General features: G+C 35.1%; 12 protein-coding genes. 4 read left to right on the plus strand and 8 right to left on the minus strand.

Annotated features, from left to right (window positions below; genetic code table 11):
* The first annotated feature begins 89 nt into the window (after window positions 1–89).
* Entirely contained in the window at window positions 90–1,619 is a 1,530-nt protein-coding gene (locus tag BLW28_RS00695; RefSeq protein ID WP_073216289.1) for a bifunctional ADP-dependent NAD(P)H-hydrate dehydratase/NAD(P)H-hydrate epimerase, read from the plus strand.
* A gap of 83 nt (window positions 1,620–1,702) precedes the next feature.
* Here the strand turns inward: BLW28_RS00695 and fumC are convergent, their stop codons facing one another.
* Entirely contained in the window at window positions 1,703–3,088 is a 1,386-nt protein-coding gene (fumC, locus tag BLW28_RS00700; protein ID WP_073216291.1) for a class II fumarate hydratase, read from the minus strand.
* Between the two features lie 263 nt (window positions 3,089–3,351).
* Here fumC and BLW28_RS15675 point away from each other — a divergent pair, with 263 nt between their 5' ends.
* A complete protein-coding gene (locus BLW28_RS15675) occupies window positions 3,352–3,516 on the plus strand; it encodes a hypothetical protein (protein ID WP_092842515.1) in 165 nt (54 codons plus the stop codon).
* A 1,788-nt stretch (window positions 3,517–5,304) separates the two neighbouring features.
* On the opposite strand, the gene BLW28_RS00710 is transcribed toward BLW28_RS15675, so the two are convergent.
* The 7 genes from BLW28_RS00710 to BLW28_RS00740 all read right to left on the minus strand — a co-directional run bounded on the left by BLW28_RS00710 (window position 5,305) and on the right by BLW28_RS00740 (window position 13,876).
* Window positions 5,305–5,931, minus strand: a complete 627-nt coding sequence (locus tag BLW28_RS00710; protein ID WP_073216294.1) for a response regulator transcription factor — start codon at window positions 5,929–5,931, stop codon at window positions 5,305–5,307.
* The gene (locus BLW28_RS00715) at window positions 5,928–7,700 is read right to left on the minus strand and encodes a tetratricopeptide repeat-containing sensor histidine kinase (protein ID WP_073216296.1); all 1,773 of its coding nucleotides are present in this window, start codon (window positions 7,698–7,700) and stop codon (window positions 5,928–5,930) included. The genes BLW28_RS00710 and BLW28_RS00715 overlap by 4 nt, the downstream gene beginning before the upstream one ends.
* Window positions 7,697–8,164, minus strand: coding sequence for a hypothetical protein (locus BLW28_RS00720; protein ID WP_073216297.1), 468 nt, complete (start codon window positions 8,162–8,164; stop codon window positions 7,697–7,699). The genes BLW28_RS00715 and BLW28_RS00720 overlap by 4 nt, the downstream gene beginning before the upstream one ends.
* A 234-nt stretch (window positions 8,165–8,398) precedes the next feature.
* On the minus strand, window positions 8,399–10,894 hold the full coding sequence (locus BLW28_RS00725) for a TonB-dependent receptor (RefSeq protein ID WP_073216302.1): 2,496 nt from the start codon (window positions 10,892–10,894) through the stop codon (window positions 8,399–8,401).
* A gap of 122 nt (window positions 10,895–11,016) precedes the next feature.
* Window positions 11,017–11,358: an arsenate reductase (glutaredoxin) gene (gene arsC / locus BLW28_RS00730; protein WP_073216308.1), complete on the minus strand. Its 342-nt coding sequence runs from the start codon at window positions 11,356–11,358 to the stop codon at window positions 11,017–11,019.
* Between the two features lie 163 nt (window positions 11,359–11,521).
* Window positions 11,522–11,995 carry a hypothetical protein gene (locus BLW28_RS00735; RefSeq protein ID WP_073216311.1) on the minus strand — a complete coding sequence of 158 codons (474 nt, stop codon included), beginning with the start codon at window positions 11,993–11,995 and terminating at the stop codon, window positions 11,522–11,524.
* Between the two features lie 141 nt (window positions 11,996–12,136).
* The gene (locus BLW28_RS00740) at window positions 12,137–13,876 is read right to left on the minus strand and encodes an amidohydrolase (RefSeq protein ID WP_073216314.1); all 1,740 of its coding nucleotides are present in this window, start codon (window positions 13,874–13,876) and stop codon (window positions 12,137–12,139) included.
* 185 nt (window positions 13,877–14,061) lie between these two features.
* Here BLW28_RS00740 and BLW28_RS00745 point away from each other — a divergent pair, with 185 nt between their 5' ends.
* Complete coding sequence (locus BLW28_RS00745; protein ID WP_073216317.1) at window positions 14,062–14,775, plus strand: hypothetical protein; 714 nt, start codon at window positions 14,062–14,064, stop codon at window positions 14,773–14,775.
* 18 nt (window positions 14,776–14,793) lie between these two features.
* Window positions 14,794–17,556 carry a carboxypeptidase-like regulatory domain-containing protein gene (locus tag BLW28_RS00750; RefSeq protein WP_073216319.1) on the plus strand — a complete coding sequence of 921 codons (2,763 nt, stop codon included), beginning with the start codon at window positions 14,794–14,796 and terminating at the stop codon, window positions 17,554–17,556.
* Window position 17,557 lies beyond the last annotated feature (1 nt).

The following is a 17,557-nucleotide window of genomic DNA, read 5'->3' on the forward strand; positions in this document are numbered from 1 at the left end:
TTTCGTAAATTGCAAATACGATTTAAGTGCTTTGATAGTCAATTAAATTAGGTTTGCAGACAACTTTCTAAAAACTAAATAGTACACAAATGAAAATAGTATCAGCCGAACAACAGTATAATGCCGATAAAATAACTATTGAAAAACAACAGATTACCTCTTTAGAATTAATGGAACGTGCTGGAGGTCAAATTTTTGAATGGTTAGACAGCAGGTTGGAAGGCGTTCCCGTTCCCGTACATATTTTCTGTGGTATTGGCGATAATGGTGGCGATGGTATGGTCGTGGGGCGATTGCTTATTGAACACGGTTATAACGTCGTGATTTATGTGGTAAACTATAGTGATAAACGTTCAGATAATTTTCTTTATAATTACGATCGTATTAAAAAAGTGACTAAAAATTGGCCTATCATAATAAAACGTGAGGCCCATTTTCCCAAAATTACCTCAGAAGATGTTGTAATCGACGCTATATTTGGAATCGGACTTAGTCGCAGCCCTGAAGGTTGGGTAAAAAAACTGATTACTTATTTGAATGAAACGGAAGCATTTAAATTATCGATAGACATTCCGAGTGGCTTATTTGCGAACAAGGCTTTAGAAGATGAAGATGCCGTATTCCTTGCGAATCATACACTAACTTTTCAAGCACCTAAGCTCGCTTTTTTTCTGCCAAAAACAGCTCCTTTTGTCCGCGATTTTGAAGTGTTGGACATAGGACTCGATTCCGATTTTTTGGATGATCTGAAACCACTGGCACATTTAATAACGCTTTTTGAAGCAAAAAACTTATATAAATATCGCGACAAATACGCACATAAAGGAACATTTGGTCACGCCCTAATTGTAGGTGGAAGTTATGGGAAAATTGGAGCCGCCGTTTTAGCATCAAAAGCTGCATTTAAAATAGGAGCTGGTTTAGTCACTGCTTTTGTGCCTAAATGTGGATACAATATCCTTCAAACTACAATCCCCGAAGCAATGGTAGCAACAGATAAAGAAGATGAAATTATCACAAATATTGTTATCGATTTTGAACCAACAGCTATTGGAATCGGGATGGGAATTGGAAAAAATAAGGCTACCGCCGAAGCAATTACAAAGTTGTTTAAAACTCAAAACGCCCCAATGGTAATTGATGCAGATGCTTTAAACATACTTGCTGAAAATAAAGAAGTTCTAAAATTACTTCCGAAGAGTTCAATACTTACACCGCATCCTGGAGAATTGAAAAGATTGATTGGCGCTTGGAAAGATGATTATGAAAAACTTGAAAAGGTTAAGAAGTTTTCAAAGAAAAACGAGGCAGTTGTAATTATAAAAGGCGCATTTACAACGATTGTTTATATGGACAATCTTTATATTAATAGCACTGGAAATCCAGGGATGGCGACTGGTGGGAGTGGTGATGCACTTACAGGTGCTATTACAGGCTTACTGTGTCAAGGATATAATATTTTGCAAGCTTCGCTCTTTGGAGTCTATTTGCACGGCTTGGCTGGTGATAATGCCGCAAACGTAATAGGATATGAAGCTTTAATGGCGAGTGATATTATTGACAATCTAGGTAAAGCTTATATGGAGTTGTTTACTAACGATATGGAGGAGCCTGAATAGGATAAGGAAATAGCATAAAATGAACCACGAATACACGATTTTTTTATAATTGTTCGTGTATTCGTGGCATTGATCAACACACATTAAACCATATCCTCAGGTCGAACCCACTTGTCAAAATCTTCAGCCGAAACGTATCCCAAGTTAACAGCTTCTTCTTTTAAAGTAGTACCGTTTTTATGAGCAGTGTTTGCAATTTCCGCAGCCTTGTAATAACCAATCTTGGTGTTTAAAGCAGTTACTAGCATCAAACTATTATTTAGCTGTCTTTTAATTGCTTCATGATTTGGCTCAATTCCTTGTGCGCAATGTTCATCAAAAGAAACACAAGCATCGCCTAATAATTCTGCAGATTGAAGGAAGTTAGCGGCCATTACAGGTTTAAAAACATTCAATTCAAATTGGCCCTGCATACCACCTACAGCGATAGCCATATCGTTTCCTATCACTTGTGCGCAAACCATGGTCAACGCTTCACACTGAGTAGGATTCACCTTTCCAGGCATAATAGAAGACCCAGGTTCGTTTGCAGGAATGTTAATTTCGCCAATTCCGCTTCTTGGCCCACTAGCAAGCATTCGCACGTCATTCGCAATTTTATTTAAGGCAACAGCCAGTTGCTTTAGAGCTCCGTGTGATTCTACAAAGGCATCGTGCGCAGCCAAAGCTTCAAATTTATTCTTTGCCGTCACAAAGGGAAGTCCAGTAAATTTAGCAATGTATTCCGCTACTTTAACGTCATAACCTTTTGGGGTGTTTAAGCCAGTACCTACTGCTGTACCACCCAAAGCAAGCTCGGCCATGTGCGGAAGCGTATTTTTTAAAGCTTTAATCCCAAACTCAAGTTGAGCCGCATAGCCACTAAATTCTTGGCCAAGGGTTAGGGGAGTGGCGTCCATAAAGTGGGTTCGTCCAATTTTTACAACATCTTTAAACTCCACAGCCTTTTTAGCAAGTGTTTTTTGAAGTTGTTCTACACCAGGGATGGTAGTTTCTACCAATTTTTTATATGCCGCAATGTGCATTCCCGTTGGGAAAGTATCGTTTGAAGATTGTGACTTATTTACGTCATCGTTAGGTTGAAGTGTTTTTTCGCCTTCCCCAATGGTTTTACCTGCCAATTGATGCGCACGGTTTGCAACCACTTCGTTTACATTCATATTGCTTTGGGTTCCGCTTCCCGTTTGCCAAATAACCAATGGAAATTGATCGTCGTGTTTTCCTTCCAAAATTTCATCGCAAACTGCTGCAATCAAGTCTCTTTTTTCTTCAGAGAGCGAGCCGAGTTCACAATTGGTAAATGCAGCGGCTTTTTTAAGGTAAGCAAACCCACGGATAATTTCCAACGGCATGGAGGCCTTAGGTCCGATTTTAAAATTTTCGAAAGAGCGCTCTGTTTGTGCACCCCAAAGCTTGTCGGCAGGGACTTTAACCTCGCCCATGGTGTCTTTTTCTATTCGGTATTGCATGGTAAATTAATTAGTATTGAAATTAATTAAATTCCTTTTCCTACTTTATCAGTACAATTGTAATTTTGAAAGAATCAGTAGGTTAGGAGTGATTTTTTAGACCTTATTTTTATAATAAATAGGTAGTTGGCAAAGATAACGAAAACCAAAAAGGTGTTCAACCCATACTATTGTTTATTTGTTGTTGATAATTGGTTTATTTTTGTTGTTTAATCTCAAAAAAACCTTTTATCTTTGTTCATTATAATTAAACACTCTATCGTATGTTCTCTTTTGACCAATTTTTAGGATTTATCTTAGTAATGACTGTTGCAACAATCGGGTTTTGGTTGCTAATCTTTTTAGTTGGTATTTTACCATATTGGATTGGAGGCTCAATCAAAGAAATTATGGATGAGAAAAAAGCTGCGAAGCAAGAGAAAAAATAAGAAATACATTTTTTCAATATATACTTTTTAAACGGTCGTCTAAACCAAGTTTGGACGACCTTTTTTGTTTTTAAATTTTTTACGTTTAGATTGAGTTTTGCATAAAATACGATTGTTTTGCTTATGTGGAAATTCTTTGTAGACACTTTTAAATAAGAATTAACATTACCAAAAAGGTTATGGGATTTCAGTTATTTCTTAAAATTATGTAGCTTTACACATAGGCTAGCTTTAAATACCAATTTCTACAGGCATAAAAAAATAGCCAAGTTTTTCTAAAAAATAGCCAACTTTTACAGAAAACAAGTACAACTTTTTGAAAAAAGTTGTACTTGTTTTCTATACACTTCCCTGTTAGTTTCAGTAATTTACTTAGAATTTTTATTAATTTAACCGCGGTATTTGATAATAGTATTGAATAACACTGCAACCCTATACCAAATATCATCTACGGCGGCAGACTTAGGCCTTATTTTGGATGCTGTTTTCCCACCTATTATTTAATTTTAACAAGGTGTACACCAAAGGTGTGCGGGAAATATGAGTAAAGAAATATGCTTAAATGCGCATAACCTGAATATAGACTGGATAATACTTTAATCTAATAGAATGATTTACAATAGATTTTGCATTATTCCTTTTCTTGCCGAAATCACCTATCTAAAGTATTATAAAAGTTGTGGTTTTTAATCTGAAAAATGCTTGAAGTAGAACTAATATTTGTGTTAATGCACCTCGTTATTCATTAAGTATTCTAAAGCAAAGAGCTTATTTTTATTAAAAGCAGATAGTATATCGCTCAAGTCATTCAAAAATATTGCATCCTTAATTATTTCTTTTGAATTGCGCTATTTTGATTGAAATATACTATCTAGCCTTTAAAAACTTGCACGTTATTTGGCTAATTCAAGCAAGTAAGTTCTAGTATTAATCGAATTTGAAGTTCTTCGATTTCATTAGAATAACATCTTATTATAACATTCCATCTTTTTACATTACGTATTCGCCATGATTTTTTCATAATGAATTGTTTTTGTATTAAGCTAATATAGAAAGGAATAGGTGTTATTGAAATACCCAGTAACGGGTATATTTTGAAATAGTGGGCAAATTATAATCTATTTATTTATTGAAAATAATTATGTAGAAAAAAAGGACAACCGTGTAATAACGGTGCCCTTTTTGTTGAACAATAACCCCTCAGAATTGCTCAAACCAATGCTGTATTTAGTAAGGAGCAAACGTCCTTGACTATCTAAATATTTTTGATTAATAGATACTTACATTTAGAAACTTATAGCACATTGTAACTCTCGCCCTTATATTGCTACTCCCCCAAGCACGCAAAAAATCTAACGGTATATTGCATTTAACAATGTGCTACTTTGCTTCCAAAAACTTGCTTAACACTTAATTCAACCAATTATTGCAAGTATATTTTTAGTTTAAATGAACTTTAAATCAATCTATAATATTTGTTCTATCTCCTGATCTTTCAGTCTATAATTTGAACAATGATTAAGTAGATTAACTTGTTTAATACGTTGCTAAGATAAGGTCAATTTTGGGGTTAAAAAATACCCAGTAACGGGTATATTTTGAATTCATGATAGGTAATTCCTGGAATCATTATTTAAAACTAAAAGGAAAAAGGGTTACCATTTTTACGTGGCACTCTTTTCAATGAACATAACCCCTTAACTGTTCATTCCAAATGTACGGTAGCATACAACTAAAAAAAATACCCAATAACGGGTATTTTTACTATGTGTAGGGTAACAAAATAGGTCAAAAATCATATTTTCTGTCTAAAGCATAACGCAATAACTCACCTTTGCCCGATAATCCGAGTTTATGAATCATATTTTTACGGTGTTTTTCTACTGTTGACACGGCTGTAAAGCGTAAACTCGCAATTTCACTACTGGATTTTCCTTGTCCAATATATCGCAGTATCTCCCGTTCACTTTTTGATAAAACAGGCTTTTTAGACGAGGTGTCTGAATCGTCATTTAAAAATGATAGATCTATGGCACTGTCAAAAAAAGTATTTCCTTCAGACACTGCATTTATTGCGTTTAATACCTCTTCTAGTGGAGAGTTCTTAAGTAAATACCCTGATGCGCCTGCCGCAATCATTTGTGTTATTGCTTCTTGCTGGTTAAACATTGTAAAAGCTATGACTTTTGTTTCTGGGAATTCTTTCTTAATTAATTTTGTAACTGCAATTCCGTCTATTTTAGGCATTTTAATATCGGTTAAAACTACTTCGGGGCGTTTGTTTCTTACAACTTCCAAAAGCGCTTCACCATCATTGGCCATTCCCACTATGGTGATACCTTCTTTATATTTTAATAAAAGATTAATTCCATCCATTAACGATTGATGGTCCTCGGCTATGGCTACAGTAATCATATTGGTATATCTATTAAAATGGTTGTCCCTTTACCTAGGGTGGAATCTACTTCCATGCTCCCTTCTAGGTGTTCTATTCTTCTTTCAATATTGGCAAGGCCCATTCCGTCTTTCGCGTGCATTTTTTTTATATCGAATCCCTGCCCGTTGTCCTCGACAATTATGCTTAATAAGTCTGAATGTTGGGTTATGGAAATACTTGCTTCGGAAGCGTTTGAGTGTTTAATAATATTGGTAACGAGTTCTTGTATTACCCTGAAAATCATTATTTCTATAGAGTTTTCAAGACGTTCGTCTAAGCCAAAATCTTGTACTTCGATTGTTAAATTGCTAGAGACTGAAGCGTTTTTAGCCAGTTTTTCTATTGCTGGTAATAAACTGTTTTTTGCCAATAAGCCGCTGTTTTTTAAGTGAGCCATTTCTCTCACTTCATTATAAGCGTCTTCAAGAAGTGAACTTGTGTTTTCAAACAATTCATCTTCGTTTATAATTTTTCCTTTGTTATTTTTTAAATGATTAAATTGAAGTTTAGCAGCTGCTAAGGTAGCACCTACCGAATCGTGGAGATCGCTTGCCATTCGTTCTCGTTCTTTTTCTTGTCCCGAAATCATAGCGTCAATGGTTGCAAGCTCTTGCTCTTTCAATATTTTTTCTGTTTTTTGAATTTCTATTTCACGTTGTTGCTCTGCGATATGTTGTTTACGTCTAGAATTTTTAAACAGCAAAAAACCAATTAAGGCAACTCCTATAAGCCCACCGCCTAAACCAATAGCTATGTTTCTATTTTGGGTTCTTTTTGATTCAATTTCTAAATTGTCTGCACGCAGCTTTTCATTGTCATATTCCTCCTTTATCGTCGCCATATTTACGTTTTGGAACGTTTCATTAATGCTGTCCTTTATTCGGGAAAGCTTCTGCGAGTATATAAAAGCAGTGTCAAATTGACCAATTTCGCTATACACATCCATCATATTTTCGTAAAAAATCTTTTTAGTTTTTAAGTTGAACTTACGTAATGGAATCGAATCGGCTTTGTTATAATAAGTAATGGCTGCATTATAATTGCCTAGCTTTTTATAAGCCTGTGCTTGGTTGTTATAATTGTATGATAAATATTCCTGGTTTTCTTTTTGAATGTAAAAAGGAGCCGTTTTTTTGAAAAAATATAGCGCGCTGTCGTATTGTTTTAAAGTGGTAGAATAAACAACGCCTTTATTGAATAGAAAATTAGTTGCGCGCAGGGTGTCATTGAGTTTCTTTGCAATTTTTATTGCCCTATCAAAATTTTGGATTGCTTTTTCGGCATTATCAGCATCGAGATACAATACAGCTAATTTTGAATACGCTATAGCTTCATCAATGGGTTTACCGCAAGTTTTTGATGCACTTATGTATTCTTTTAAAAAAGGTTCTTCGTCTACCATATTGTGGTTTTGATGACTTAGAACTTCTACAATTAAAAGATCAATCTTTGCTAAATTGCAAGTGTCATTAAGTTCAATATAAATTGTCCTGGACTCGATAAAATCTGCAAAGGCTATGTCGTGTTTGCTTTTTGAAAAATTAGCTGATCCTTTGAGAAGATAAAATTGAGCTTTGTCTTGTTGATTTAGCTTTGATTCATTAATTGTATTTAATAATAGTAATACACTATCTGCTTCAAATTCTTGAAGTAGTTTTTCCGCATTTGAAATAGCTTTATTCTGTGAAAGGCACTGAAATGAAAATAATATTGCGGCCAGAAACAAATGTGGATAGATTACTTTCACGGTAAGGTTACAATTGATCCTATTAAAATGGAGCCATCTTTATCTTTTTGTTTATCGTGATTCTCTCCTAATTCAAATACCTCACAAGAATTAACAGTTTCTGAAACTTCGTAAATTCGCAAGACCAATTCAATTTGTTTTACTGTTTTTAAATCTACTCCATTTGGAATTGCCAAGCTTTCTGAGGTTCTTAAAACAGTTCCGGAGTTGTTGTTGATGTGTAATTCAATACGATTTTGGTTAGAACACCATTCTGCCTTTATGATGGTGTGAGTTACTTTTACAGTACTTAAATTATCGAGTAAGAAATCAATTTTATTAATTTTTGAAGTGTCTACAGCATCCCAATGGAATAATCCTCTAATTAAAATATCGTGGGTATATTCTTGCGCATCAAAAATTATTTGATAGCTGTTAACTCCAATTGCGATGTAATGTTTTTCAATAACGGGTGTAAATGGCATAGGTCTCGTTTTAGTGATTTAACTGATTTTCTTACAAGAATACGAACTAAAGAGATGAGAAAACATACCCATTAGGGGGTATTTTGCGCAAAAAATCTATGTGAATTTATATAAAATAAATAAGAAAATAAGCGTTCAGTTAAAAGTATGCTGAAAATATAATCAATAAAAAAATCTGCTCAGTTTTTGAATAATCAAAAACTGAGCAGATTTAAAGTAAAAAGAATTTATTATTTAGCCTTCGTAACCGCCGTTATCATCCATTCCGCCGCCACGTTGTCCGCGTTGACGTTGCTTAGATTGATTAAATCGGTACGAGAAGGTTAGCGTTACTGTTCGCGCTCTCCATTGGAATTCACTTTCGCTAGTAAAAGTATTTGTGGTGGTAATGCTGTTTCTTTTACGCGTGTTAAATAAATCGCTCGCGTTTAATGATATAGTTGCATTGTCGTTAATAATATCCTTACTCATTGCCATATCTACCGATAATATTGGGTCAGATTCGGTTTGAGCATTATTGCTAGGGCCGCGATAGAAAGCATTGGTTTGCCATTCAATCTTAAGCGGAAGTTTTACTTTTGAACTAAACCTTCCAAAGTAGCTTGTATTTTCGGCACCATAATCTATATCATTATAAAAGCCTTCTGTTTTAAATTGGAAATAGTTGAAACTACCATTTAAGTTTAACCATTTAAAAGGATTGTAAAGAAGACCAACTTCAAAGCCATATCGCTGATTGGTAGATAGGTTTATGGGAAGAGAGCGAATTATACTAACCCCGTTTTGCGTTTGCTCACCAGTTTCTTCTTGAATACGTTCAAAAGAATCTGTTTCGTGCTGGTAATAGATAGATGCTGTTAATGTAAGTTTTTTCCAACGTTTGAGATATCCTAAATCAAAAGCACTTGCATAAGCAGGATCTAGGCCTGGGTTACCTTGAAAAATATTCGTCTCGCTTGAACGCGAAGGGAAGGGGTTTAAGTACCATCGTCTTGGTCGGTTAATTCTTCGGTTGTATCCAAGTGTTATATTTTCACTTTCTTTGATTTCGTACGTTAGGTTTACTGTCGGAAACAGGCCTGTGTAGTTTTTGTCAAAGTTTAGGTTTAGAGAAGTCGATGCGGTAACGTCTTCAGCATCCAACTTTCCCTTCATAACTGTATTTTCTAATCGTAGACCCAATAGGAATGAAAATTTTCCAAATTTATTTCCATACTGAGAATAGATGGCATTTACATTTTGTTCATAATTAAACTTGTTTGAAAGGCTATCATTACGCACATAGTTTCCAGAGTTGCCTACTTCGTTTTGAAGCATATAATCTGTTGTTGTTTCGTTAAAATCGCCTCTATATCCCGCTTCAAACTGCGCGTTTTCTCCAATAGGAAGTACATAATCGACTTGAGCCAGATACTCTCTACCAGTTTCGTCTGTGTTTATTAACTCCTTAGGTAATAGCTCATTGGTCGGAATTTTCTTAAAATCCCTAATTAAAGCCTGCTCGTTTTCCTTGCTATCTTCAAACTGAAGGTCGGCTGTTAGTTTATGGCCTTTGTCGTTAAATCTATTTTCATAGTTTAGCGCAAACTGAATTGTGGTATCGTCTTCATCTTCATTCTCAATACGTAGACTTTGATCTGAAAGTAGGTTGTTTTGATAGCGAAATGTATTGTTTTCTGTTACATCTTCGCTTTTACTTGCACGATAAAAAACGCTACCGGTTATAGAAGAACGATCTGTAAGAAAATACTCCATACCTAAATTTGTGTTGAATCCTTTACGTTCTCTGTCGTAAGTTCTATCTTCATAAATATTGTCGAATGGAGGGTCTATGGTAATAGTTTGACCTGAATCATCCACAAAAGACCTAGAAAAATATCGGTTGTCGAATTTGGCGTGACCAGGCGCTTTTCTATAATAAATTCCTGTTGTGTTAAAAAGATTGAACTTATCGGTTCTAATATTTATATTTCCTGAAGTACTACTGTTTAAAGGAACTCCGATGCTGGTGCTAATAGAGCCATTAAGGCCTAAAGTTTTTTCCTTTTTTAGGATGATGTTTAATATTCCTGCAGTTCCTTCAGCGTCATATCGAGCCGAAGGTGAAGTGATTACCTCTACACGCTCAATAGCTTCGGCAGGCAGTTGTCTAAGGGCATCGGTAGAACCAAACCCAGCAATAGCAGAAGGCTTACCGTTAATTAATATTTTCACGTTCTCATTTCCACGAAGGGCAATTGCACCATCAACATCAACAGTAACAGATGGAACATTGCTCAAAGCGTCGCTAACTGTAGCGCCACCCGAGGTAAGATCTTTTCCTATGTTGTAAATTTTCTTGTCGAGTCTAATTTGTACCTCTGTGGTTTCAGCACGAATTACTACTTCATCTAAACTTGCAGAATCCATTGCTAACGAAATTGTGGGCAGTGTAGTGTTTGAAGTTAAATTCTGATCAGGTAAGGTTTTCGTTTTATATGAAATAAATTCATATTTAACTGTGTATACTCCTGCTGGTACCTTAATATTATATAATCCTTCGGTGTCTGTTATTCCTCCTGTTACAATTTTACCACTTGCGTCTGTAAATGAAACTGTGGCGTATTCTAATGGATGATTGGTGCCATCTTCTAAGATTTTACCTTTAATTGTAACTTGTTTTTTTTCTGACTGTTGGGCAAGTACTCCAGCAGTGGATAAAAGAATAAGAAGTGAAAATAGTAGTCTCATTGAATAGTTTTAGCTTTTAGGACTCGCGAAACTACCTTTGGTTTAAGAGAGATGTTGCCAAATTTGTGTTAAAAGTGGCTTGGCTAAAATGCTAACGACGCATTGTATTGAAATTGAGTAGACTACAGGATGTTTAAAATATTTGAAGGCGGGCGTCCTATAGCTGCTTGAGTTCCTTTTATCGCAATGGGACGTTCAATTAATTTGGGAAATGCAATCATAGCATCAATTACATCATCGTCGGAGAGTTCTTTATCTTTATAATTTTGCTTCCAATCATTTTCCTGGGTTCTAACCAATTCGATTGGTTTAATGCCTAGTAACTCGATAACCTGACTTAATTCCTGACGCGTAGGAGGAGTTTCTAAATACTTAATAGCCTCTATGGTTTCTCCTTTTTCTTCTAAAAGTTGAAGCGCTTCTCTCGATTTGCTGCATCGGGGATTGTGATATAGTGTTGTCATTTGTTTTAGATTTTATATTTTCTCTAGTCTCTGCGCGCTCAGTGAAACATTTTCTCGCCAAGTCGCAAAGTAATGTTTAAAGTTTGCTAATTGTTCCATGCTCATTCATCAAAGCACAACAGTAAAATGCTATTGTCTGCTGAAAACTAACTATCCCTCACTTTCAAGAAAACTCTGCTAACTCCAAATTATAATCGTATTGAAGGTCTTCGTGCAATGTGTTGATTTTCTTCCTAATATAATCGAGTTGCCTGTTGTATAAATTGGTAAGCGCTGTGTTTCTTGATATTGAAGGTTTAAAATCTTTTAGTTTACGGCAAAAATAAATTAAAAGTTCCACTTCAGTTTCTTTGTTTTGGGAATAGCGGATAAACTTCTTTATTTCCTTTAAAATTTTGCGTACACTTTTCTTAATATAAAAGAAAGTTTTGGTGTTTATAGCTTCAAAATCAGCATCTATTTTGTTTTTAATGCTTTGTATGTAAGCCTCTTCATCTGTAGATTCAAACAATAGGTACGTGAGGAGTTCTTTGTTTTCTTTTTTCGATTTTACTAAATGAATACATAAGTCGAGCAGTTCTTCAGCCGAATGGTGTTTTAATTCGGTTTTAATATCTTTTAAACTTGCTGCTTTCATCGCTGACTTTTCAACAAAGATACTTGGGATTTTATCAAATAAAAACTTGGCATAGTTTGAATACGTTATAAACTAAATATCCGCTATGAAAAAAGTTTGTTTGATCAATAGCGGATATGCAGTTATTTCTGTTAATAAGGTTTAATTTTTATAAATGGTTTTTCCCTCTTTAATTGATTCTACTATAGTTATTTCATTAATTTTAAGCGGATCGATTTTCAATGGATTTTTGTCTAGAATAACAAAATCGGCTAATTTTCCTTCAGCTAAAGTTCCCTTACTATTTTCTTCAAAATATTGTTTTGCAGCCCAAATTGTTAATGTTTTTAAGCCTTCGTAAGGAGTTAAACGTTGATCGGGACCTAATACTTTTCCGCTTCGCGTAACTCTATTTACAGTGGCATCTAAAACACGCATAGATTTTGGGAAAGTTACAGGAGCATCGTGGTGTGAAGTGAGGTTAATTCCAGCATCCAATACATCTCGTGTTGGCGATATATATGAAGCTCTCGGCTCACCCAAAACAGATTCAACGTGCCAATCTCCCCAATAAAACGTATGCATTGGAAAGAGCGATGCGTACATTTTTAACCTTACCAGTTCTGGAATTTGATCTTTTCGCAAGGTCTGCCCGTGAATAAGCACAGTGCGATGGTCTGGATAATCATATTCTTTTTCAGCTTTATCTACGGCTTGAATGTATTGGTCTATTGCTGCGTCTCCATTACTGTGACAGATAATTTGCCACTTATTTTTAAATGCCGTTGAAACTAAGTTGGTAACTGTGCTGTCTTCCATTACTGCATAGCCTTTATAGCATCCATCTCTACCCTCGGGATTTACGTGATAGCACTTAGATAAAAAAGCTGTTTTTCCTTGCGGAGAACCATCTAGCGTTAACTTAACACCTCCGATTCTGAACTTATTTTTGTAGTTGTGCGACGGACTGTAATCGTCTTGTGCAATATAATCTGTACCTAGTGCTATATCTGGATATGCAACTACGTCCATTACGAAAACATCATTATCAGCGCCTGCTTTTAAAGCCGTTAGCTGTTCTGGAGTGGTTCGCCCATCTTGTGCGGTTAGGTATCCATTTTTAGCATATTCTTCTTGTCCTTTCTTGAGAAACTTCATCGCCATTTCGTCATCCATTTTGGCTAAAATTGGAAATAAAACATTAAAAATAGCAGCTTCTTCAAGCACGCCATTTGGGTTTCCATTTTTATCTCTTCTTATAACACCGCCCTCGGGATCCTTAGTGTCTTTCGTGATATTCAACATTTCTAAACCCTTAGTGTTTGTAACGCCCAAATGTCCAGATTGGTGAATAATTACAACAGGAAATTCAGTGCTAACCCTGTCTAAATCGGTTGCTTTGGGATGATTCATTTCCTCTAATTGAGAGTCGTCATAACCACTACCAATAATCCAACCCATTTTATCTTGAATATACTTGCCATCTTCAGAGTCTTTATACGTAATTAAGGTATTGACGACCGCTTCGATATTTTTTCCAGGACCGTCGGGTGGTGGAAGAAGGTTGGCACATAAAGCGGTAAATCCAACATTAAAAAAATGTCCATGCGAATCGAGAAACGCCGGAAGCATTGTTTTTCCTTTAAGGTCTATTTCTTTTGCCTTCCCTTGATACTTTTTAAGGGCTTCAGTTTTTGATCCAATAAATACAATTTTGCCGTTTTCCTGCACTACGGCCTCGGCATAATTAGGTGTTTCTCCTTCCATTGTAAGAATATCACCTCCAAAATAAATAGCTGAGTTTGTCGCGACTGTGTCAATAGAAGTAGGTTCATCTTTTGCATTTTCTTTACATGATAGTATTACTGCGATTAGTAAAATGGCTAAAATAATTTTTTTCATAAAAATTTGAATTATTGGTTGTTGTATTAGAATTGATGATTTTATAAGTGATAACTTTAAAAACGAGTTAAAATTAATAGTATTTTTTAAATTTTAAAAACATCTGAAAATATGATTTTATAATTTATTTTAGGAAATGAAGTAAAACTTTATGTAACTTTCAGGAAATTTCAGAACGATCCCCCGTGAACCGAGTGTATCTATTTCTATTCCTTATTCTTTTCATTTCATTTTTTGCGACTGCTCAAACAGCTTCTCAAGATAATATATACAAAACGTATGATCAACTCGTAGGATTAGAAAACACAAGCCTTTATAACGGTACCGAATTTACCGACTCTTATCTCAATACAAATGGCACCTTTCGATACCTTGAAAGGTTCGATTATGTGAAAGGTTCAGTCGTTTATAAAGGTGAGTATTTCGTAGATGTATTGTTGAAATACGATGTGTTTGAAGATAACTTACTAACCAAATCTAATGATAACTTAAGCATTTTTGAAGTCAAACTTATTCCTGAATTTGTTTCAAGCTTTAAACTACACGGCCGCCATTTTATGCGAAAGACAATTTTTGAAAAAAGTGAGTTTTTTGAAGTAGCTTATGAAGGAAATGCTATCAATTTGTATATTAAACACAGGCTAAAGAAACGCGAAAAAGCATTAAATACTGGAGTTCAACATAATTTTAAACCTATAAATTATTATGTTTTTAGGTATAAAGAAAGTTATTATAAAGTAGAATCGATAAGTGATTTACGACGTGCACTTCCCGAAGTTAAGGATCAGATTAATAGCTTTCGTAAATCTCAAAAAACGCTCTACAAAAAGGATCGAGATAGCTTTATGATAAAGCTTTCAAATTACATAGACAAACTTCCCGAATTGGATACCCTGTAAATTTACCATAGCTTAAATATGAAAAAAGAGCACCTTCTTCTGTTACTCATAATGCTAATTTCTTTGTGGAAGGTTCGTGCTCAGAACAATCAGAACATCAATATTCAATTTGAAAATACACCTTTAAAAGAGGCTGTTTTACAATTGGAAGAAGCTTCTTCATTCAGTTTTTATTTTGATGAAGATTGGCTAAAAGGCTACTTTGTATCGAAAGCGTTTGAAAATGAGTCAATTACCGTTGTTTTAGATGGAATTTTCGAGAACACAAACATTAATTATCTTGTGAGAGATGAAAAAATAATACTCGTAAACAATTCGTATATATATACCAATTTACCTGAGAATTTCTTTAACGGGGCAGCAGAAAAGAAAACCTATAAACAGGAAAATATTGCTCCTATTTTTCAGGAAGAGTATACAAGCCAAACTACGATTCAGCATAGAAAGTTGGTAACAATAGGGAAACAACTACCAAATTCGGCTAACAGAACGTATGTGCTTTCTGGAACATTTACAAATTCGAGCACAGGCGAACCATTGCAAAATCTTTCAATTTCTACTGTAGATCGATCAAAATACGCAGTTACCGATTCTAACGGGTATTTCAGCTTGCGGCTTCCATACGGTTTAAATAAGTTGGAAACGAATCTTTTAGGATTTGAAAAAATTCGACAAGACGTGATAATGTATGGCGATGGAGAAATAAAGTTGCGCCTTCGTGAAAATACCGAATCTTTAGAGGAGGTTGTTGTAAAGTCTAAAAAAGACGTAAATGTTCGTGATGCTGTGGTTGGAGTTACGAGTATCAATATTGAATCTGTGAAAACAATTCCCTTAGTTTTGGGAGAGCGTGATTTGTTGAAGGTTGCGACAACAATGCCAGGAATTAAAACAGCAGGTGAAGGATCTAGTGGTTTCAACGTTCGCGGGGGAAGGGCAGATCAAAACCTTATTTTGTTAGACGATGCCGTTCTTTATAATCCTTCACACTTTTTAGGCTTCTTTTCTGCAGTAAACCCTTTTACCACTGGGAGTATGCAAGTTTATAAAGCTAGTATTCCAGCAGAATATGGTGGAAGGCTTTCTTCGGTGTTCGACATTGAAACTAAATCAGGAAGCATGGAAAAATTTAAAGGTGAAGGTTCTGTTGGGCCAATAACAGCCAACCTCGCTATTGAAGCACCTATTGTTAAAGAAAAAGCATCGGTAATCGCAGGTTTTAGAGCCACTTATTCCGATTGGATTTTAAGAAGTTTAGATGAAGAACAACTTAAAAATAGTGAAGCTTCATTTTATGACGGGATTGTAAAATACAAACATAATATCGACAATAATAACACGCTTGAAAGCACTGTTTACTTTAGTAAAGATCGTTTTAGTATTACGTCCGATTCTATTTTTGACTATCAAAACAGGTTAATTTCATTTAAATACGGTCATGCTTTTAATGAAAAGAATAGGGCAGAGGTGCTTTTTGCAAGTAGTCAGTATAAATACGGGATTAATTATGAAGCTCGCGCCAATAAAGACTTCGACTTTGGTTATGAACTAAACGAATATCAAGCAAAGTTCAATTTTAATTATAAATTCAGTAAGCAGCATAAATTCACCTACGGACTAAGTAGTAAGTTATACGCAATAGATCCTGGTAATATTTCGCCAATCGGTGCTAACTCCGATGTAACGGAAAAAAGCATCAATCGCGAAAAAGGCTTAGAATCTGCTGTTTATTTTTCAGATATGTTTGAGGTGAATGATAAATTGTTAATCGATATAGGCTTACGCTATTCGTTCTATGCTTCTTTGGGCGCCGCTACTCAAAACGTTTACGCCGAGGGAGTTCCAAAAAGTGAAAATTCCATTATAGAAGTGAAGAACTATGACAACAATGAGTTCATTAAAACCTATGGTGGTCCTGAATATCGTATCTCCGCACGTTATTTACTCGGAAATAACTTTTCTGTAAAGGGTGGATTTAACACGACAATTCAATATTTGCATCTCTTATCTACGAATACAACAATGTCTCCAACCGATATTTGGAAATTATCCGATTTAAACGTCGAACCTCAACGCGCTAGTCAATATAGCCTTGGGTTTTTCAAAAACCTACCCGATCAAAGCATCGAATTAAGTGTTGAAGGTTATTATAAAAAGATGAAAGATATATTGGATTATAAGGTTGGAGCTCAATTAATTTTAAACGAAACTTTAGAAACCGAATTATTACAAGGCCAAGGAAAAGCGTATGGTGTGGAATTTCTATTGAAGAAAAATGAAGGAAGATTCAACGGTTATCTTGGTTATAGTTATTCGCGATCTTTTGTAAAACTCGATAGCCAGTTGCTTCAAGAACGCGTGAATTACGGTAATTTTTTTCCAGCGAATTATGATAAGCCACACGATTTTACGGTAGTAGCAAATTATAAACTAACCAAACGATTTAGCTTTTCAGGTAACTTCACGTATCAAACCGGAAGGCCGATTACCTATCCTGTTGGTCGTTTTTATTTTGCTGGAGAGGAACAGGTGCTTTACAGCGACAGAAACCAATATCGTATCCCAGATTATTTTAGGTTAGACCTAGGTGTAAATATTGAAGGAAACCATAAACGGAACAAATTAGCGCATAGTTTTATTAATATTTCAGTATATAATGTGTTGGGAAGAAACAATCCGTATTCTGTGTTTTTTGTTAATGAAGCGGGGCAAATTCAAGCCTATAAAACTTCAATATTTTCGGTGCCTGTGCCTACCATTACGTATAATTTTAAGTTTTAAA

This window comes from Aequorivita viscosa (genome assembly GCF_900106795.1).
Classification (GTDB): Bacteria; Bacteroidota; Bacteroidia; order Flavobacteriales; family Flavobacteriaceae; genus Aequorivita; species Aequorivita viscosa.

Excerpts from the sequence above, each read along its gene's own strand:
- BLW28_RS00740 (WP_073216314.1), bottom strand. The coding sequence starts at position 13,876 with ATGAAAAAAATTATTTTAGCCATTTTACTAATCGCAGTAATACTATCA.
- BLW28_RS00750 (WP_073216319.1), top strand. The coding sequence starts at position 14,794 with ATGAAAAAAGAGCACCTTCTTCTGTTACTCATAATGCTAATTTCTTTG.
- BLW28_RS15675 (WP_092842515.1), top strand. The coding sequence starts at position 3,352 with ATGTTCTCTTTTGACCAATTTTTAGGATTTATCTTAGTAATGACTGTT.
- BLW28_RS00710 (WP_073216294.1), bottom strand. The coding sequence starts at position 5,931 with ATGATTACTGTAGCCATAGCCGAGGACCATCAATCGTTAATGGATGGA.
- arsC (WP_073216308.1), bottom strand. The coding sequence starts at position 11,358 with ATGACAACACTATATCACAATCCCCGATGCAGCAAATCGAGAGAAGCG.
- BLW28_RS00725 (WP_073216302.1), bottom strand. The coding sequence starts at position 10,894 with ATGAGACTACTATTTTCACTTCTTATTCTTTTATCCACTGCTGGAGTA.
- BLW28_RS00695 (WP_073216289.1), top strand. The coding sequence starts at position 90 with ATGAAAATAGTATCAGCCGAACAACAGTATAATGCCGATAAAATAACT.
- BLW28_RS00735 (WP_073216311.1), bottom strand. The coding sequence starts at position 11,995 with ATGAAAGCAGCAAGTTTAAAAGATATTAAAACCGAATTAAAACACCAT.
- fumC (WP_073216291.1), bottom strand. The coding sequence starts at position 3,088 with ATGCAATACCGAATAGAAAAAGACACCATGGGCGAGGTTAAAGTCCCT.
- BLW28_RS00720 (WP_073216297.1), bottom strand. The coding sequence starts at position 8,164 with ATGCCATTTACACCCGTTATTGAAAAACATTACATCGCAATTGGAGTT.